Source organism: Anaerotruncus massiliensis (ex Togo et al. 2026), assembly GCF_900199635.1.
GTDB classification, from domain to species: Bacteria; Bacillota; Clostridia; order Oscillospirales; family Ruminococcaceae; genus Anaerotruncus; species Anaerotruncus massiliensis.
The window spans coordinates 814,646-833,747 of record NZ_LT962687.1; the positions used below are offsets into that span (position 1 = coordinate 814,646).

The 19,102-nt window shown below is 58.1% G+C and carries 15 protein-coding genes; 11 read left to right on the top strand and 4 right to left on the bottom strand.

The window, feature by feature from the left end; genetic code table 11:
• Positions 1–3 precede the first annotated feature (3 nt).
• From C1A13_RS15195 to C1A13_RS04525, 8 genes are all read left to right on the top strand, one after another.
• Positions 4–936 carry a glycine-rich domain-containing protein gene (locus C1A13_RS15195; protein ID WP_146021686.1) on the top strand — a complete coding sequence of 311 codons (933 nt, stop codon included), beginning with the start codon at positions 4–6 and terminating at the stop codon, positions 934–936.
• Positions 937–954: 18 nt separating this feature from the next.
• Positions 955–1,833, top strand: a complete 879-nt coding sequence (locus C1A13_RS04495; protein WP_101549503.1) for a collagen-like protein — start codon at positions 955–957, stop codon at positions 1,831–1,833.
• Positions 1,834–3,063, top strand: a complete 1,230-nt coding sequence (locus C1A13_RS04500; protein ID WP_146021687.1) for a hypothetical protein — start codon at positions 1,834–1,836, stop codon at positions 3,061–3,063.
• 10 nt (positions 3,064–3,073) lie between these two features.
• A complete protein-coding gene (locus C1A13_RS04505) occupies positions 3,074–3,271 on the top strand; it encodes a hypothetical protein (protein WP_101549507.1) in 198 nt (65 codons plus the stop codon).
• A 57-nt stretch (positions 3,272–3,328) separates the two neighbouring features.
• Positions 3,329–3,895 (top strand): hypothetical protein, encoded by a 567-nt coding sequence (locus tag C1A13_RS04510; RefSeq protein ID WP_146021688.1) that lies wholly within the window; start codon positions 3,329–3,331, stop codon positions 3,893–3,895.
• A complete protein-coding gene (locus C1A13_RS04515; RefSeq protein ID WP_101549511.1) occupies positions 3,892–9,198 on the top strand; it encodes an RHS repeat-associated core domain-containing protein in 5,307 nt (1,768 codons plus the stop codon). The genes C1A13_RS04510 and C1A13_RS04515 overlap by 4 nt, the downstream gene beginning before the upstream one ends.
• A 25-nt stretch (positions 9,199–9,223) precedes the next feature.
• The gene (locus tag C1A13_RS04520) at positions 9,224–9,679 is read left to right on the top strand and encodes a DUF4085 family protein (protein ID WP_101549513.1); all 456 of its coding nucleotides are present in this window, start codon (positions 9,224–9,226) and stop codon (positions 9,677–9,679) included.
• 1,160 nt (positions 9,680–10,839) lie between these two features.
• On the top strand, positions 10,840–14,679 hold the full coding sequence (locus C1A13_RS04525; protein WP_172439166.1) for an InlB B-repeat-containing protein: 3,840 nt from the start codon (positions 10,840–10,842) through the stop codon (positions 14,677–14,679).
• Positions 14,680–14,969: 290 nt separating this feature from the next.
• Here C1A13_RS04525 and C1A13_RS04530 read toward each other — a convergent pair whose 3' ends face one another.
• The 3 genes from C1A13_RS04530 to C1A13_RS15090 form a co-directional block, all read right to left on the bottom strand.
• Complete coding sequence (locus tag C1A13_RS04530) at positions 14,970–15,248, bottom strand: zinc-ribbon domain containing protein (RefSeq protein ID WP_101549517.1); 279 nt, start codon at positions 15,246–15,248, stop codon at positions 14,970–14,972.
• 106 nt (positions 15,249–15,354) lie between these two features.
• Positions 15,355–15,909 carry a chromate transporter gene (locus C1A13_RS15085; RefSeq protein WP_101549519.1) on the bottom strand — a complete coding sequence of 185 codons (555 nt, stop codon included), beginning with the start codon at positions 15,907–15,909 and terminating at the stop codon, positions 15,355–15,357.
• Positions 15,906–16,469, bottom strand: a complete 564-nt coding sequence (locus C1A13_RS15090; protein WP_101549521.1) for a chromate transporter — start codon at positions 16,467–16,469, stop codon at positions 15,906–15,908. The genes C1A13_RS15085 and C1A13_RS15090 overlap by 4 nt, the downstream gene beginning before the upstream one ends.
• A gap of 108 nt (positions 16,470–16,577) precedes the next feature.
• Between C1A13_RS15090 and C1A13_RS04545 the strand changes: the two genes are divergently transcribed.
• On the top strand, positions 16,578–17,453 hold the full coding sequence (locus C1A13_RS04545; RefSeq protein ID WP_101549523.1) for a LysR family transcriptional regulator: 876 nt from the start codon (positions 16,578–16,580) through the stop codon (positions 17,451–17,453).
• 98 nt (positions 17,454–17,551) lie between these two features.
• Positions 17,552–18,238, top strand: a complete 687-nt coding sequence (locus C1A13_RS04550; RefSeq protein ID WP_101549525.1) for a manganese catalase family protein — start codon at positions 17,552–17,554, stop codon at positions 18,236–18,238.
• Positions 18,239–18,300: 62 nt separating this feature from the next.
• Here C1A13_RS04550 and C1A13_RS04555 read toward each other — a convergent pair whose 3' ends face one another.
• On the bottom strand, positions 18,301–18,663 hold the full coding sequence (locus tag C1A13_RS04555; RefSeq protein WP_101549527.1) for a helix-turn-helix domain-containing protein: 363 nt from the start codon (positions 18,661–18,663) through the stop codon (positions 18,301–18,303).
• A 149-nt stretch (positions 18,664–18,812) separates the two neighbouring features.
• Between C1A13_RS04555 and C1A13_RS04560 the strand changes: the two genes are divergently transcribed.
• A complete protein-coding gene (locus C1A13_RS04560) occupies positions 18,813–18,995 on the top strand; it encodes a hypothetical protein (protein ID WP_101549529.1) in 183 nt (60 codons plus the stop codon).
• Positions 18,996–19,102 lie beyond the last annotated feature (107 nt).

A 19,102-nucleotide genomic window follows, 5' to 3' on the forward strand; every position in this document is an offset into this window, starting at 1 on the left:
AGCATGCTGACAAGTTGCTTTTTGTCCGGAGGAGGTTCACCCTCCCCCGGAGGGTGGGTCGATGTGCCGCAGTTTACATACACCGGTCAGTCAGAGACCATCGTCGAAGAGGGCATCGGATGGAAAATCCGCTTTTTGACCTCGGGCACCTTCACGCTGCTTTCCCCGGACCGCATGATGATCGACGCCTTTCTCGTCGGCGGCGGTGGCGGCGGAAACCGCGGTTATCTTGTGAGCAGCAACGGGGTAGCTGGAGGTGGCGGAGGGGGCGGTTTTACTGGTACATTTTTTGTACAGGTTGAAAAAGATGTACCATATGATATCGTCATTGGCGCAGGTGGAGCGGGTGCTACTAGTAACGGTAGCACAGGAAAAGACGGGGGAGCATCCAAGGCCTTTTCATATACCGTCGGGGGCGGCTGCGGCGCGGTCAATTACGTTGGCGGAGCAGGTGGCAATAACGGCGGTTCTACTCCAGACCCTAACACAAACGGCGCAGGGCGTGATGGAGCATCCGACGGCAGTCCCGGTCAAGGCACGACCACCCGCGAATTTGGGGAAGCCGATGCAGAGGACTACGCGGGGGGCGGCGGTGGCGGTGCCCGAGCTTTTGGAAGTTCGAATAGAGCCGCTGGCGGAAATGGAGGCGCAAATGGTGGGGCAGGAGGAAACATCTCCAATGATTATGGAAATGGGCGCCCCGGGGCTTTCATTACAGGGAGGGGCGGCAATGGTGGTCTTGGCGTCTTCTCTTCGACAGCACGTGCCGGCGGCGGTGGCGGCGGCGGAAACTACGGCGGCGGTGGTGGAGGCGGCGCAAGCGCCTATACTTCTTCAGTTACTGCGGGTGAAGCTGTAGCCAGCGGCGGTGCTGGCGGTCAGGGCATCGTCATCATCCGCAACCATCGTGTGAAACAGGCAACTTTATCGGATTGAAACGAGAAGGAGAATAAAATGGCAAGTACAAATAAATTTCCGAACACCGGTCTAAACCAGTGGGTCGAGACAGACAAACCCGATATGGCCGACTTTAATCGCGATAACCAGCTGCTGGACGCGATGGTGGGCCATCTGACCAGGACGCCTTACATCGGTGCGGACGGCTACTGGTATATCTGGGATCAGGAGCTGAAGGATTACTCCAGATCCAACCAGCGGGCGCAGGGAGAAACCGGCCCACAGGGGATCAGGGGGCCCGCCGGCCCGGAAGGCCCACAGGGAGAACCGGGCGCGGGGCTGAAGATCCTCGGGCTGTTCGCTGCCGTGGAGGCGCTTTCACAGGCCCACGGCACAGGCGGCAGCGGTGAAGCATACGCTGTGGGAACCGCCGCGGAAAATGAGATCTATATCTGGTCCGCGGACCAGAACGCATGGGTTAGCGTAGGCGCTTTGCAGGGGCCGCAGGGCCCACAGGGCGAAGCCGGTCCGCAGGGACCGGAAGGCAAAGCGGGCCCTCAGGGAGTTCAGGGAGTTCAAGGCCCGGTCGGACCTGCGGGCCCGCGAGGAGAAACCGGACCGCGCGGTGAAGCGGGCCCCCAGGGGCCGAAAGGCGAACCGGGCGCATCTCAGATCGTTACGGTGACGCTCGGCGTGGCGGACTGGACGGAAGATCCGGATCAGGGCTGGTGGACACAGCCCGTTCCCGACGGCCGGATCGTTGACGGAACCGTCCTGGAAATGACCTTCCCGGCGGCATATCTGAACCAGCTCGAAGCAGACGGCAGCGTGATCATTCTGCGCAACAACGGCGGCGTTGCAACCGCATACGCATTGAAGGCTGCGCCCACCGCGGATCTTGTTGCACAGATTGAAATCAGAAAGGTGGATATGTAAATGGATACTTGGAGCAATTTTGTTGGAAGCCGGAGCGGAAGCGGCGTAGGACATATGATGCAGCAGGTGAAACTTCCGCGCAGTACGCTGAGCGGGCAGTCCTCCAGTTTTATGCAGGAGCTGACCATGAACCTGACGGGATGGACCAGCTATGGCTACAATATGTCGCTCACTTGGGGTGATACCATATATGTTCAGGTGAAGAACACGCTGTTAACGTATCATCGTAGCACCAAAACGCAAGGGGACAACATTCGTATGATGGGAAACTACGACGAAAACACTCGCTTTGTACAGGTCATTGTCGATAAGCGAGCCTTCCTGCTCTCCGGATACACACTCTTCTTCAGCGTGTTGGATTTGGAGTCCGGTCAGGTCACTAAATTGAGCGCACCTCCTTATGGATTAAATAATTATTATAATCAGGCGGCAAATATCTTACCTGTCATGCGCTATGACCGCGCTTATAACAAGATTTATGCAGCGATTCCTATTCGGTACTATCCTAACAATACGGCTTTAAATGGCTACGAATTAGCTGTGTATGATGTGGCCTCCAATACTTGGACATTGCTCAATCGAAACCCGGATTTCTGCAAAGCATCAAATAATTCGGGGAAAGGCTGTTTAATTGACTTTAACGAGGATACAGTCAAATTTGTCAGCAATATGGGACGTTCTTCCGGAGCGCCTTGGAGCTTTACCACCCCCAGAAACGCGGCCCCCAGCGGAGGGGTTTTTAATACAACAGAAACGATCTATACGCGATTGCGCGGAAACACGGACGGCCATGGCTCCAGCGCAACAATCGTGCAGACGGATGACAAAGTATTCGGCCTGCAGGGAAGCAAGCTCTTTACCTTCGATCTGTTCACGGGAGAGACCAGCGATGAGAGCCTGTTTGGAGCGGTCCCGGTTTCCAACAGCGGGAACTATCCGGCCGTGCAGGCCTATGGATGTAACTACTGCGATGGAAAGATGTGGTACTGCGACGGCCAGCGGCTGTTCTCGTTGGATTACGACTTGACTGTAAAACCGGACGGCCCTCTGGTGTGGAAGATTTTTAAAGGGCAGAAATACAGCGCTCCGGACCCGATCACACTGCATAAGCCTGACGGCAGCACTTTGGAGATCACCGCCGGACAGCAGGAAGCGGCCGCCGACATTGAAATCCACATCGGCGAGTATGACAACAACCAGACGGACAAATATCTGCTGATCGAGAATTGAGGTAAAAAGAATGTATACATACTTTAAGTTTGATGGGACGCAGACGGTAAACGGCGCCGCTCCGGAAACGATCATTCAAGCCTTCGGATGGACAAAGGACAAGCCTCTTTGGTTCATTGAGGTGGACGGAGAAATCCGTTACAACCTGGTCGGCAGCGAAGACGATGTAAAGGCGTTCATCGGGGAAAGCGAAGCTCCGCGGGAATAGGGACAAGTTGACCGGGAGCCGTCCCCATGGACGGCTCCCCTTGAAAGGAGACAGAATATGAGCCCGCAAAAAACGGACGGATGCACCTGGGAACAATGCGCATTTACATGGAGCGAGCTTGCTTTATCGGGAAGGAGCTGGGCGGAACTGGAAGTCTGCCAGCCCCGTCCGGAACCGGACCCGGATGCGGGGTACACCTGGGAGGACATTGAAAAGGCAAAACTGGACTGGCAGATGCTGACGGACAAGCAGCCGACCTGGCAGGAATGGCAGGAGCTCATCCCCGGCGGCAACTGGGCGGATTCACTCACCGTATCCGTGGCAGAAGGAGAGGCACTCGTTTTGCAGGTCAACGCCCTGAACGCGCCCGCGGCGCAGGGAATCACCTTCGTCATCGTATACGATCCCGCCGCGGTATCCTGGGAGGGCTTCCCGCAGAAGGACGTCGGCCTCGCGGTGAACAATCCCCTGCTCCCGGAGACGGCCTCGCATGAAAACGGGAAGCTCAAGCTGCATCTCCCCATCGCGCCGGAAGAGCCGTGGACGGGGATCATCACCCTGCTGGGGTTCCACGCGAAAAAAGCCGGAGAACTGACCTTTGCCCTTAAAGGAGGGACATTATGACAACCTATGAAGACAACGGCAGCCTGAACATGGAGCTTACGGAGGAAACGGGCGCACAGGAAGCGGCGGTCCCTATGGCCGCGGCCGCAAGCGACCGCGCCGAATACATCGACGCGATCCCCCGCGAGTACGTGGAGGCGCCCTACCACATCGCCTATAAAGGCAACGAAACCGTTTCCCTCAACAGCGGCGCCCTGCAGCTCTCTTACACGGACGTCCACCTGCCGGGCTTAAACGGCTTCGACCTCGACGTGGTGCGGTCCTACGACTCCACCGCTTCGGGCGCCCAGTACGCCATCCCGGAAAAAACCAGCGGAAGCTGGTACGGACAGGATGTCCGTTATGACACCAAGCTGGAAATGCGGTATATGTATTTCAAAAGCAAAAGCGAGCTCAGAGATCAGCGGGAGAGCAACGGTTTCACAGCGGACGACTACTTCCTCGACGATATCATTACTGGAAAGCGTCTCAAAACCATCGCCCGTACAAACGACCACTTCCTCAAGCTCTACGGCCTGGGATACGGCTGGCGGTTCAATTTCCCCTCCATTGAATACAGTGCGCCCACAGAAATCATGGAGATTCAGGAAGGACTGCGCGGCACCATGTACCTGCACCTCGACGACGGACGCTCCATCACCATCGCCCGCAACTATGAAAAAAGAGTCTGGGAGTTTGAGGACTACGAGGAAAAGGACATCACCCTCTCCTTTCCCTCCGGGCAGACGGTGGTGACCCACCGCAGCGGCCGCAAGGACGTTTTTTCCGGCACCGAGGAGGATATCCGGCTCCAGTATATGGAGGATAAGTTCGGAAACCGGATCTCCTTTGGTTACACGGGCGGCCGCCTGAGCCGGATCACCGACACCATGGGGCGTGTTCTCAATCTGAAAGAAACCGTCTCGGGCAATGTGAAGACCCTCTACTGGCAGCAGGAGGAGACAGGGGATATCCTCTGCAAGTATACGGTGCGGGACAACCTGCTCGCGGACATGCGCGCCGTCATCGGGGAAGGCAGCGAGCGCGTCACGGCCTACGAGTACACCCCGAAGAGCGGGAATACCCGGTTGTTCCTGAAGTCGAGCCAGTCGGCGGACGACGGTATCGATATCACCTATCAACTCCTGACGGCCATCCGGCACCCCTCGGGCGCGCGGACGGAATATACCTATCAGGGGATCAGCCGTGATCTTCCGAGCTGCATGCACGGCACGGTCTACAGCTTCGCGGTACAGGCGCGCAGGGATTTCCCGGACCCGGCCGACCGGAACGCCGCAATACACGAGGAAACATACAGCTTTGCGGTGGGCGAACTGGACCTGACGGATAAACAGGTCAAGAAGGTTGGCAGGAACGGCTTCGGGGCCGATTATACCAAGACCGCGACGGTGGAATACCTCAAGGGCGGCGTTGCCGAAAAAAGGGTGGTCAGCAGCTTTGAAAGCAAGCACGGCATGCTTTCCACGGAGGAGACCTACCACATCATCTCCGGTGCGGCCAGACTCGTGGGCAGGCGGGAGATCAGGTACGAATTTGAAAACCGCGGCAAGCGCAAGCTGCCCGTCTCGGAGACGGATACGGTTTACGATCCGCAGGGCGGCGGCGCCCGGAGCAAGACGATGACCTGGGCCTACGACTCCAAGGACAATGTCACCGCATATACGGAGAACTATCCGCAGGACGCCGCCAACAACCAGAACGTCTCCTCAACCTACGATCTCTCCTACAGCCTCATGACCGGGAGGGTTACGACGAACACCTCCGGCACGATCCGGGAGGCGTACACGCTTACAAGCGACAAAAAGCTCGCGGCCGAGAAGCGGGTCTATGACGGCGACGTTCTCAAGGAGCGCGCCGCCTATGAATACGACGGACAGAATCGTCTGATCCGGGAAAAACGGTACTACGGCGATCCGCTGGATACCACGGAGGACTGCGCCGTCACCGAGTACGTTTACGGCCCCTACTCCCCCGAGCCCATCGAGGTACGGCTCCTCGGCGTGAAGGACGCAAACGGCAACCTGATCGCTCCCACGGATACGGCTGATGCGGCAGGCACCATCAAACAGACGGCAGTGTTCGATTGGTACGGCCGCCAGACCTCCGCGACGGACGGAAACGGCCATACCTCCACGGTGGAATACGACGGTCTCGGCCGCAAGGTGAAGGAAACGAACCCGGACGGGACCTTCCGCACCGCCGAATACGACGACGCCAACAATCGCATCGCCACCGCGGACGAGGCGGGAAACCGTTCACGGCTCCAGTATACGCCGCTCGGCCGGATCGAACGGGAGTCCCTGCTGGACGGGGAGACGGAGATCCCGGTTGCCTCGTTTACATACGACCATCTGGAGCGCCTGACGGAACAGACGGCATACGGCGGGGACGGCACGGTCAAGAATCGCACCGCGCAGGTCTACGATCTCTACGACAACGTGATCTCCAGGACGTTGACGGACGCGGCGGGCAAGGAGCTCTATAAAGAAACCGCCGTCTATGAACCCGTCGTGGAGAGCAGGTATTCCCGCGTGACCAAAACGGTCGACGGGGACGCCGCCGCGCCTTCCGTCGTCACGCAGGCGACCAGCGACCAGCTCGGCCGTGTGGTGGAAGAGCGCATGAAGGGGACGGCGGATTCCGTCGTTGTCCACGGCTATGATAAGCTGGGCAACAAAGTCTCCACGATCGATCCCAACGGGAACGTCTCGAGATGGGAATACGACCACGCGGGCCGTGTGACAAAGGAGACGAACGCGGCGGGCAAGTCATCCCTCACGGCCTACGACGCGCTCGGGAATAAGGTTTCCACGACCGATCCCAAGGGAAACGCCACGCTGTTTCACTACGACGCGGCGGGACGCCTCATCCGGCAGGAAGCGCCGTTCGAGGGGGGCACCCGCGCGGTTTCGCGCTACTTCTATGACGCTGCGGGCAACGTCCTCCGGCAGGAGGTGCTGTGCGGCGCGCCGGGCGAACCGGAGGCGTGGCGGAAGACCGAATACCGCTACGACAATCGGAACCGCGTCACGGATACCATCCTCTTCGAGGCGGACGGGAGCGAAAACCGCACGCGGTACGAATACGACGCCGCGGGAAACAAGGTCGCGGTGTACACCGGCATGCTCGGCGATTCCCTAGACGGCGCGGCAAAGACCACCTGCGAATATAACCGCTTCGGCAAGGTCGTCAAAATGGTGGACCCGCGCAGCAACGCGCTGCCGGCGGACGATCCGCTCTACCTTGTGGAGACCTGCGTCTATGACGCGGTGGGACGGCTCGTGAGCAAGACGGACCGCAATAAGAACACGACCGTCTATGCCTATGACGCGCTGGACCGCGTCCTCTCCGAGACGGTGACGGTGGATGGCGTCCCTGAGAGCATCTCCCACAGCTATACCAAGACGAACCAGAAGCTGTCCGACTCGAACGGTATGCTGGCGGTGACCTACCGCTACGACGCGCGGGGCCGCCTTGTGGAACAGGTGGAATCGGACGGCGTCGTCAAGAGTCTCGCCTACGACGCGGCGGGCAACCGCACAGGCTTTACCCTCACACGGAACGGCACGGCGGAAATCTCTCTCGGCTATGCCTATGACAGCCTCAACCGATTGGCGGAGGTGAAGAAGGGGGAGGCGGTGATCGCGCGGTATGCCTACGACGACAACGGCAACCGGATCTCGCTGGAATACCCCGAGAGCGGCCTCACGACGGCGTATACCTACAATTCCGCGAACCTTGTGACCTCGCTCGTCAACAGGCGCGGAGACACCGTCGTGTCCTCCTACAGGTATACCTATTATCTCGACGGCAACCAGAAGAGCAAAACCGGGGCGGACGGCAAGGTGACGGACTACGTCTATGACGGCATGGGCAGGCTCGCGCGGGAGAGAGAGGCGGAGGGCAACACGATCTCCTACGCCTACGACCGCTTCTCCAACCGCTCCAGCATGACGGTGACAGGCGGCGAGACCTACACGACCACCTATGGCTACCACCCGAACAACTGGCTGCTGACCGAGGAAAAGCGAGGGAAAGATACGGTTGAAACCTACCGTTACCGCTATGACGGCAACGGCAACCAAGTGTACCGGGAATGGAGCAGGACCGGTCCGGACGACGGGACGCCGCCGCGGGTGGGCTATGTGCCGAACGGCTTCCGCAGGGAACTTGCCACGCTGGAAATAAGAGGGTATAATGGATTTAACCAGACGGCATCCCTCTACGCGGACGGCGAGCGGACGGCCTATACCTACCGTCCGGACGGGCTTCGCTACGGCAAGACCTACGGGAGCGGCGCGGACGCAACGGGCGTTACCCACCTGTGGGACGGGCAGAACATCGTGGCGGAAGTCGGCGCGACGGGCGTCATCGTGGCGCGGTATCTGCGCGGCGCAAACCTGATCGCCCGCGAGCAGGACGGCGCGCTCCAGTACTACCTCCACAACGCCCACGGGGACGTGGTGCAGCGGACGGACGCGCTGGGAAACCTGCTGAAGAACTACCGGTACGACGCCTTTGGCAACGAAGAGCATCCGGAGCCGCTGGATGTGAACCCCTTCCGCTACTGCGGCGAGTACTTCGACCGTGAGACGGGCGATTACTACCTGCGCGCGAGAAGCTACGACCCGAGAACCGGCAGGTTTACCGCCGAAGATTCCACACGTAGTTCCGATGTATCCCTACCCGGAGATAAGAAGACTATCGATCCGCTCAGCCTCAATCTTTATATTTATTGCCGTGGAGATTCTATTAACTTCATTGATCCAAGCGGTAACAGATCAAAATGGATTGATTTGGGGAAAGGTTGGAAGGTACGGATAGACCCTCCGCATACAGATAAAGGCTTAAAGCATGTTCATCTTGAGTATAAAGATGGGAAGAAAAAATTCTCACAAAATGATGATGGATCTCCTCACGATAAAAACAAAAAATCGCCCGGAGATCCGCCGACAAAAGTTCTTGAGAGACTTAGAGAAGAAACTGATTGGGACTGGCAGGCGAACCAGCAAGACTGGGCAGATAAAATTACTATAGAAACCGATGAAAAGGGGTGGACTTTTGTATTTCCTGACGGAAAGCGAGTCCGAGAGTATTATTCGACAGGAGAAATTATGGCGATGCCTACCTCAGAGATGCTTGCAGGTTATTACGTTATGGAGGGGGATTATATTGAACTAAATCAACCTCAAACAACAGGGCCCAATTCAACGGTATTATTCCCTTTCTTTGGAGCAAATTTTAATTTTGATTTTAGCTTTAGTTGGACTCCATTTTCCGGTCCCATCCCTGTGTTTGGTTAATATTATAGATTTTAAGGAGATTCTTATGAAATACTTCAAAAAAGAATATTGGGAAATGATGAACTCAATCGATAAAAATGAACGGAATGAGGCATTTGAAAAATGGAATAATTCCGTCCGAAAGTACAGTGCCGAATTTGAAAAAGCCAGTGCAGATCTCCCGGAAGCCTTTTTGAAGCACTATCTTAACTCCCAAAATTTTCACGATGCTATCGTCACACAAATTAATTATATGACAATCGGTGATGATAAAGGCAAAGTTGACATTGGGATTTCTACTGTAGAAAATCATTATGTAATTACATATCTCGATGTGGAAAAATTCCTAGTGGACATCCCACAAGATAAGCACTGGCTCGGTGGAGAAATGCGCTGGGGATACGATGAATTTGAAAAGGTCAAAGGTGGACTCTGGGAACATAGAATCCTTACAGATGGCGGTGAAATACAGATTATATATAAAAAACTAAAGATTCAATGAAAACATTTACAATATCTGGAAACAGGGTCGGGCATAACTGTCCGGCCCTGTTAATTTGATTGCCACACTAAGGATGAAAAGGTATAATGGATTTAATCAGATGGTATCCCTCTACGCGGACGGCCTATACCTACCGTCCGGACGGGCTGCGCTATATGGAAGCAGATGCGGTGTCTATACGAAAAACCAGGGAGATGCCAAAGCCCTTGCCATCCCTCTGGGATTATCCGCCAAAGAACTGCCTGAACATCACAAAGGGATAAACTCGACCGGAAGCTACTAGGGTCATTATCATGCTCCGTTCACGGGCAAAGCTCACGGCATGCAAATTTGGTTTGGGAACCCGATAAAATAGGAGGTGTCAGACGAATTGTATACCGAGTACTATGATGATATGGCCCCCATAACAATTGTTATTCTTTGATGTGAAGCGAACGGTGTACCCTATCGCTTGGAGGATCTTTCTGGCCCAAAGGACATAACGCCAATATCTGAATCGTATAAATGAGCTTTCGGAAAATTAAACCCAGCTCAGAACAATCTGAAAAATAAGAAAGCGGTAGGGGCCTGTCGGGCCCCTACCGCTTTCTTAATAAATCGATATTTTTTATGAGTCCTTCCTCTGACATGATCAAAGCTCCCGACACGGCTCTTTTGCCGGTTCGTTTCCGGCCTTTTCGCCGGCAATAACAAAAGCTCTTCCGTCCCTCATATCCGCCATCTTTGCAGACCCCCGAACTCAGCCTGTTTTTCAGAATTTCTATGGCGCGCAAGTTTAATTCGTGGATTTTTCCGAACACATTCATTACACAATCACTAAATTTTTGTTTTTTCCAGAATTTTCTTTGATTTGAGACCGCAATGTGACCACTCGGGTATAGACCTATCATATATAGAGGTGTTGCTTGAAAATGGGCGAGCTTCCAATAGAAAGGGGCTTCCCCGCTTCTGTATGGAGAGGAGATGTTGTGATGCGTAACAAAAAGCGGTTTTTCTCAGGATTTCTGGCCGCGCTGATGCTCTTATCCGTCGGACTTCCGGTGTTGGCGGAAGAACTCCCTGAGGCGGAGAGCAAGCCGGTTTGCACCTGTTCCGCGCGCTGCAATGCGGACGCGCCGGATGAGGACTGCCCCGTCTGCCGGGAGGACCCGGCGGATTGCATGGGCACCCCCTCGGATGAGGACGGCGATGACGCGGATAAACCCGTCTGCACCTGCGCGGCCGCCTGCTCGGAGGACGCGCCGAACGGAGACTGCCCCGTCTGCCGGGAGGATCCGGCGGATTGCATGGGCACCCCCTCGGATGAGGACGGCGATGACGCGGATAAACCCGTCTGCACCTGCGCGGCCGCCTGTTCGGAGGACGCGCCGAACGGGGATTGCCCCGTTTGCCGGGAGGATCCGGCGGACTGTATGGGCACCCCCTTGGAGGGGGACAGCGATGGCGCGGATAAACCCGTCTGTATCTGCGCGGCCGCCTGCTCGGAGGACGCGCCGAACGGAGACTGCCCCGTCTGCCGGGAGAACCCGGCGGACTGCGGCCGCGCGCCGGTAGTCCTGCCGGACGCCGGGTCGGCAAACGGGCTCCCGGCGGCCGAAGGAGCGGACGCGCCGGAGGAACCCGAAATCGTTGTGTATTTCCACAGCAACTGGCCCGACGCGGAAGATGAGACGGTCGTCAGAGAGCTGGTCCAATCGGATAGTTTGTATGTTTGGCTGTCCGACTCCTGGGATGTGTTCGGTTCCTCGCTGGATTTGAATACATGGGGATTTGCCGGCTGGAATACCCAGAGGGACGGAAGCGGAAGAAGCTATGCTTCCCATGACAAGGCGTATATCAAAATTTATGGGGATGGCCTGCCGATAGAATATCATTTTTATGCGCAGTGGGATACAAACTCAGGCCCGATGGATTATCGTGTCACTCTGGATCCAAACGGTGGGGGAATTTGGGATGACAAGCAGGAAAAATATGTCGGAGAACCTCTTGAAATAATGCTTTTTGACGCAATCTTCGGATGGGCTCCCACCCCGGATGACGTTTCGTACGACGGCCACGAGTTCAAAGGCTGGTGCCGCGACAAAGAGGGGAACGGGAAAATCTATCTGGATGAGGACATCGTCCTCTGGGAGGAGACGACCACCCTCTATGCGCAGTGGACGCCCATTGTTTCGCCGGAATCGGTTACCCTCCATCGGAACCTCTCGAAGGAGGATCATTACACGGTCGCCTGGGAAAAAGAAGAAATGCCGTGGCCAGGAGCGAATCTCGATATCAATATATCCGAGGAACGGGCCGCCCGTTTCCTCTTCTGGACAACGGAACCCGACGGCGGGCAAATCGTGAAACGATGGGGAAGCATCCCGGCCGACCTGTACGCGCAATGGGTCGAGGCAGCGGACGGCCGGGCCGTGACGTATTATTCCGATGAGCTTTACAGGAACCCCAACGCAGCTTACCAGGTCTTTGACCTCTCGTCGGAAACGGCCCTGCGCTCCCCGGAAGAGCTTGGCTTTGGCCGGGAGGGATTCCTGGGCTGGTACGCGCGGGTCCGGTTCGACCCGGACGCGGATCCGGACGATGGTTTTCCTGACCGGTTTACGCAGAGGGACCTCGACCAATACAGAAAAGATCCGAGCGTGCTGGGGATTGAACTCACCGCCCGCTGGGCAACCGGCGGTCATATCCTTTACGATGGAAACGGCAACACCGAGGGAAGCGTTCCGGTGGATCCCGCCTTCCATTCCATCGATGAAGATGTAACGTTATCCTTCCCCGCGGACCTCAAAAAAGACGACGGCGTCCTGACCTCCTGGAACACGGCGGCGGATGGGAGCGGAACCGGCTACTTCCCGGGCGGGAGAGGCCCCTGGCTGTCCGAGGATTTGAGACTCTACGCCCAGTACGCCGCGTTTGTCGAGCCCGATTCCTGCCGTGTGACCTATGACGCCAACGGCCTCGGCGGGACGGCGCCCGCCGATCCCACCGTCTACCGGTACGGCGAGGGCGCGGTGGTGCTTTCGCCAGACGGGCTCGTGCAGGGCCCCGGCCGCGAGTTCCTGCTCTGGAACACGCAGCCGGATGGGCAGGGGCTGGATTACCTGCCGGGCGGGACGCTGCGGGTCGCCGGCGACGTTACGCTTTACGCGATCTGGGGCAGGACGTATACGCTAACCTATGATGCGAACGCGGCGGAATACACCGGGGAGCTGCCCGCGCCGAAAAAATATCTTCAGGGGATCACTGCCCCGGTGGCGGGCTACGCCCTCCACCGGGACGGCTGGCTCCATCTGGGCTGGTCCACCGAACCGGACGGAGGGATCATATACGGTTCCCGGTACGGCGATGATATGATCCCAGTGACGGAAGACACGACCCTTTATGCGGTGTGGGTCAGCCCTCTGCGCGTCCGGTACGAAACCGGGCTTCCCGCGGACGACCCGGACCGGGCAAGGCTTGAAAAGCTGCTTCCGACGGACGAGAGGGGCTACCGTTACGCGGGTTCCACGGACCCGGCCTATCCCTCCGCAATCGAGGTCAAGGCCCCCGGGGAGCCGTTTACACGGGACGAATATTATTTCGACGGCTGGAAATATGAGCGGAAATATTACTGGGGCGATCCATATGACGTCGAGGTCCTGCCCGGCGAAACCATTGACATGCGGAATGACGATCCGGATGAGCTGACCCTTGTCCTGCGCGCGGTATGGCGGGCGGAAGCCGACATCCGCCTGATCCCCTATGACGCGAATCTCCCGGAGGGAAAAACACTGATCGGGGAGCTGCCGCCGGACTTCAGAGCACCAAAAAACAGAAGCTTTAATTATTATGCGCCCGACGAACCGATCCCCGGCTGCGAGGGATATCTCTTTGCCGGTTGGGACGTCGTTGAAAAGAAGAACGGGATCACCCGGTACACCATGCCCTGGGTCGACGGACTCGGTTTTGCATCGGTCTCTTCCGCATATCTGAACTGGAACACCGACTATGTCATCCGTGCCCGGTGGGTTAAGCCGAAGGAGATGCGCACCATGACCGTCCGGTTTCTCGACGAGGACGGCAGCGTGCATGTGGGGACCGATGGGAAGGCGTGCACAGTCGACTATTCAGTCCCTGAGGGTGTCCGTATTTATGCCGGAAATCTCCCCGACTTCTCATTCGGAGAACAAAATCCGGATTGGTATATTAATTACTACTGGCCCAATGAAGAATTTGTGGACTGGTCTTTTACAGTAGACGAGGACATGACAATCATCATGCGGGCATTCGCTCGTACCCGGGGCCCGGACTGCTCCGTAGACTTCCAGGCGGGCGCGTATGGAAGCCTGCGGCCCGCCGACGGCGGACCGCTCGTCCGGATCGTTTCCGGAGGGGCCATGATGAGCCAGCCTCTCGCGCAGACCCTGGATATCGGGGTTCCCGAGCCGGTGGCGGACGCAGGCTATCATTTCGTCGGCTGGAACTTGGAAATTGAATACATGCAGGGGCCCTCCAGAATGTCGGCGCCGGTCGAGACGAGCCACGCCGAAGAGCGGCTTTTTTTCCTGTCGCAGGTGGATCCGGCGGCCTATGTTCCCGTATGGCCGTTGGACAACTATTATATCTCTAAGCTCACCTTCACCGCCATGTTTGCCCACGACCCGGCGTCCGACTCCGGCGGGGACAGTCCCGCCCCGAATCCGGGCGGCGGGGGCAGAGCCGCCCGAGCGTCTCCTCAAGCCGCTCGATCCGAAGCCGTTGGAAGATCCGGAGCCGCTGAAGACGATCGTCATCGAGGAAAACCCGATCCCGCTGACGGGGGACGGTTCCCTGCCCGGGCTCGCGCTGCTGGCGCTGGCCGTCTCCGGATGCGGAATCCTCCTTTCCCGGCGCAGAAGGCCGTAGCGGGAAGCCGCGCAGGACCAAAAAAGAGCCGTATGGGCGTTTGCCCATACGGCTCTTGTGCGTGTGATCGGGCGGGGCGCTGCCGAAAAAACGGCGCGCGGACGCCTATCCTTTGACATGGGCGAGGCGCAGCCCCAGCTTCTCCGCGAGCGCAAAGACGATTTCATCGCCGAACAGGGAGGCCAGCGTGGGGAATATCTGTATCAAAAAAGCTCTCATAGCGGCTCCTTTCTGAAAACGGGTTCCATCGAATTGCTTTCAGTATACGGGCGGTTTGTGGCGCTGGTATGGAAAAACCGGCAACAATTCGAGAAAAAACGGTGAACGGACGATGAACCCGCGCGGGGAAAAGCGCCGGGACAGAAAAAAAGTGTGCCCCCGAAGGGACACACTTAAGAGCGACTGGTTACCTTCTATTCGAGAAGCACTCACTGCAATAAACAGGGCGGTCGCCGCGCGGCTCGAAGGGGACCCGGCAGGTTTTTCCGCACTCGGAGCAGACCGTCTCAAACATCTGGCGCTCGGAATTGCCGCCGCGCGCATTTCCTTTTCTGGCATCGCGGCAGGGCTTGCAGCGCTGCGGCTCGTTGGTGAATCCTTTTTCGGCGTAGAATTCCTGCTCGCTCGCAGTGAACTGAAATTCGTTTCCGCAGTCTTTGCAAATGAGTGTTTTGTCGTTGTACATGAGATACCTCTTTAAAAATATTATGCTAGTTGACAAGCATTAACTTAGTATACGTCAAAAACGCGAAAAAGTCAATGGGCAAATGCGGACGGACCAGAAATTTCCGTCAATAGAGGAACAAGCCCAGCGCGCCGGTGACCGCCATCAGCAGGACAGGGTTCAGCTTCCACCTGCGCAGGGCGAAAAGGGAGGCGGCGAACACCGCCAGCGCGGCCCAGTCGGGCATCGCGCCGGGCGCGGGGGCGCCGGTCCCGAAAAAGGCGAGCAGCAGGATGGTGCCCGCCGCCGACATGATCAGCCCCAGCGAGGCCGCCTTGAGCCCGCCGAGCACCTCGAATACATATACGGACCTCCGGTAGCGGCGGAAGAACGCATACAGGACCAGGGAGAGCGCCACGCCGCACAGCACGCAGCCCACGGTGGCGGCGACGGCCCCGGGGACGCCCGCGATCTGCAGGCCCACAAAGGTGGAGGTATTGACGGCCAGCGGCCCCGGCGTCATCTGCGAAATGGTGATGATGTCGGTAAAGACCTTTTCGCTCACCCACCCCGCCCGCTCCACCACCTGCTCCTGGATCAGGGGGATGATCGCGTAGCCGCCGCCGATGCTGAGCGCGCCGATCTTGAAAAAGGTATAGAACAGCGTCCAGATCCGGTTCACCGGCGCGCCCTCCTTTTCAGCAGCACCCGTCCCACGCAGAGCAGGCAGCTCGCGGCAAGGATTAGGGCCACGTTGACATTCAGTACGAAGCTGGCCAGAAAGGCGCACGGGATCATGGCGGTCAACAGCGGCGAGCGTTCCTTGAGCAGCATGCGGCACATGTCGATGATCAAATCCACGATCAGCGCGGCCACGCCCGCCTGCATGCCCTTGAGGACCGCGGCGATCACCGCGTTGGCCGCGAAGGCCGCGTAAAAGGCGGAGACCAGCCCCAAAATGGCGAGCGGGGGCAGGATGGCGGCGATACAGCTGAGGACGGCCCCGCCCAGGCCCGCCGTGCGGAAGCCCGCCAGCGCGGAGAGGTTGATGGCGATCGCGCCCGGCGAGGACTGCGCCACGGCCGCCATGCTCACGAGCTCCTCCTCGGTGAAACACCGCCTGCGCTCCACGAAATAGCGGCGGATCATGGGGACCACCACATAGCCGCCGCCAAAGGTGAACGTGCTGATGAACAGGTTGACGCCCAACAGCCAGAGGTAGGGCTTTTTTGTTTTTTCCAAGTTTGCACTCCCTTTCCATACCCTATGATTATAGGACTGGAAAACCGATCTGTAAAATGATATAATTGTATGGATCACATTAATTCAATTCATGTCAGGGGGAACGTGATGAACCTGCGGCATTTGGAAATTCTGGAGGCGGTCGCGCGGGCGGGCACCTTTACCGGGGCGGCGCAAAAGCTGTTCCTCACCCAGTCGGCGGTTTCCCACGCCGTGGCGGAGCTGGAGCGGCAGGCGGGCGCGCCGCTCTTCGACCGGATGCCGCGCGGCGTGCGCCTGACGCCCTGCGGGACGCTGCTTTTGGAGGAGGCACGGGGGATTCTGGCCGCCTGCCGCGAGCTGGAGGGGCGGCTTGCCGGCCTGGAGGAGGAAGCGCCCGTAAAGCTGGTGTCCAGCATTACGATCGCCTCCTTCCCGCTGCCGGAGATCCTGCTGCGGGTGCGGGAAATACTGCCCAGACTGCAGGTGCAGGTGCGGGTGGTGAGCGCGGCCAGCGCCGTTGAAATCCTGCAGAGCGGGGAAGCGGACCTGGCGCTGATCGAGGGCGCCGAGCCAAAGGGGATCTTTCGCAGCGAGCCCTTCGGATCCTACCGGCTGTGGGCGGCCTGCGCCCCCGGCTTCCCGCTGCCCGCGGAGCCGCTGACGCCGCGGGAGCTGTGCGCCGCGCCGCTGCTGCTGCGGGAGCGGGGAAGCGCGATCCGCGACACGCTGGACAGCACGCTCTTTCTCGCCAACCAGACGGCGCGCCCCCTGTGGGAGAGCGTGAACTCCACCGCGCTGATCCAGGCCGCCCAGGCGGGCCTGGGGATCACCGTCCTGCCGGACCTGCTGCTGGCGGAGCCGGTCGCGCGAAAACGGCTGCGGGTGGTTGCGCTGGACGGCGTCGACATGCGCAACGAGATGCTGGCGGTGCGCAACAGGAACCAGCGCCCTTCGCGCGGCCTGCGGGTGCTGTTGGATGCCGTCGGCGGAATCACGGCGTAAAAAAGGGAGACGATTTTCGTCTCCCTCTTTTGCATTTTGAAGGATGATTCGGACAATCCGGGAAATAATATTCCAAAAAGTTTGGAGGAGGCATCCCAATGTTCAAACATGAAAAAATGTTGTTCCATCCAGTACGGGTCGAAAAACCCAACCCGCAATATGCCGTCCTGCTGCAGGAGCAGCTGGGCGGGGCCAACGGCGAGCTGAAATCGGCCATGCAGTATATGTCGCAGAGCTTCCGCATCAAGGACGCGGCGATCAAGGACCTCTTTATGGATATCGCGGCGGAGGAGCTCAGCCACATGGAGATGGTGGCGACGACGATCAACATGCTCAACGGCCACGACGTCGACAGCCAGCAGGTCGCGGCGGGCGAGATCCAGAGCCATGTCCTGCTCGGACTCAACCCGGGGCTCATCAACGCGTCGGGCTATTCCTGGGTGGCCGACTATGTCACGGTCACGGGGGACCTGTGCGCCGACCTGCTTTCCAACATCGCGTCGGAGCAGCGCGCCAAGGTGGTCTACGAATATCTCCACCGGCAGATCGAGGATAAGCACGTCCGCGAAACCATCGACTTCCTCCTCAACCGCGAGGAGGCGCATAACGCCCTCTTCCGCGAGGCGTTCAACCGCGTGCAGGATTCCGGCTCGAATCGGGATTTCGGCGTCACGGAGGACTCCCGCCTCTATTTCAATCTCTCGACGCCTTCCCCGGCCAACGGCTTCGGTGACACAAAGGCCGCGCCGCCCAGCTTCAACAACCCGAATACGCGTCCTTCGTAGCGCGGCAGCCGCCGCGCGGGGGAGCAAAAAGGAGGCGGACAAGCATGCTTGTCCGCCTCCTTTTACTCTTCGGGTGTCCCGGGGTGGCCCCCGAGGCGCTGGCGAAATGCCTTGATCACATCCAGGATATAGAGCTGTTCCTCTTCGGAAAGTTCCTTGGCGAGCTCGTAAAGCTCCGCCAGAACGCGCGCGCTCCGGGACGCCGCACGTTTGTCCTCCATCTCGCCGTCGCCGGTCATGAGCCAGTTTTGGCTGATTTTGAGCGTTTGGCAGATGGCGTTGATGACGATCGGCTGCGGCGAAGTCTTGTCTTTTTCCAGATTGTAGATTACCCCGCGCGAGACGCCGATCTCCTCCGCAAGGGAGTTCTGCGTGTACCCTCTTTTTCTGCGGGCATAGTTTAAGCGCGCACCCAGCGTATCCATAGCATCACCTCATGGAAATTATAACCTATTTGCAATGCTTTTTCAATGATTATTTTCATTGACAGTGAAATTGTTTTACAAAAGTATTCATTGACACTGAAAAATAGGCATGTTATAATTCATCTATAAAGCATTAAGGAGGGAAAAGGATGACGGAGCGGGAAATTCAAAGCCGTTTGTCCGGATACGCCGGGGAAATCATCGAACAAGCGGCTGAATTGCCGCTGGAGGATCAGGAACGGCTGCTGCTCATTGCGCGCGGTATGGCGTTCACCAGAAACCTGATGCACACCACCTCGGACGGTCCCACCCCGTCCGGAAAGAGCGCATGAGCGGCCGCGCCCTTTACGGCGCGGTCCATTCCTTCCGGGGGAAAACGGCATGCCGGTCCTTCCGGAACGCATCTGAAGACCCTGCACAGACGAAGCATTTCCTTTTT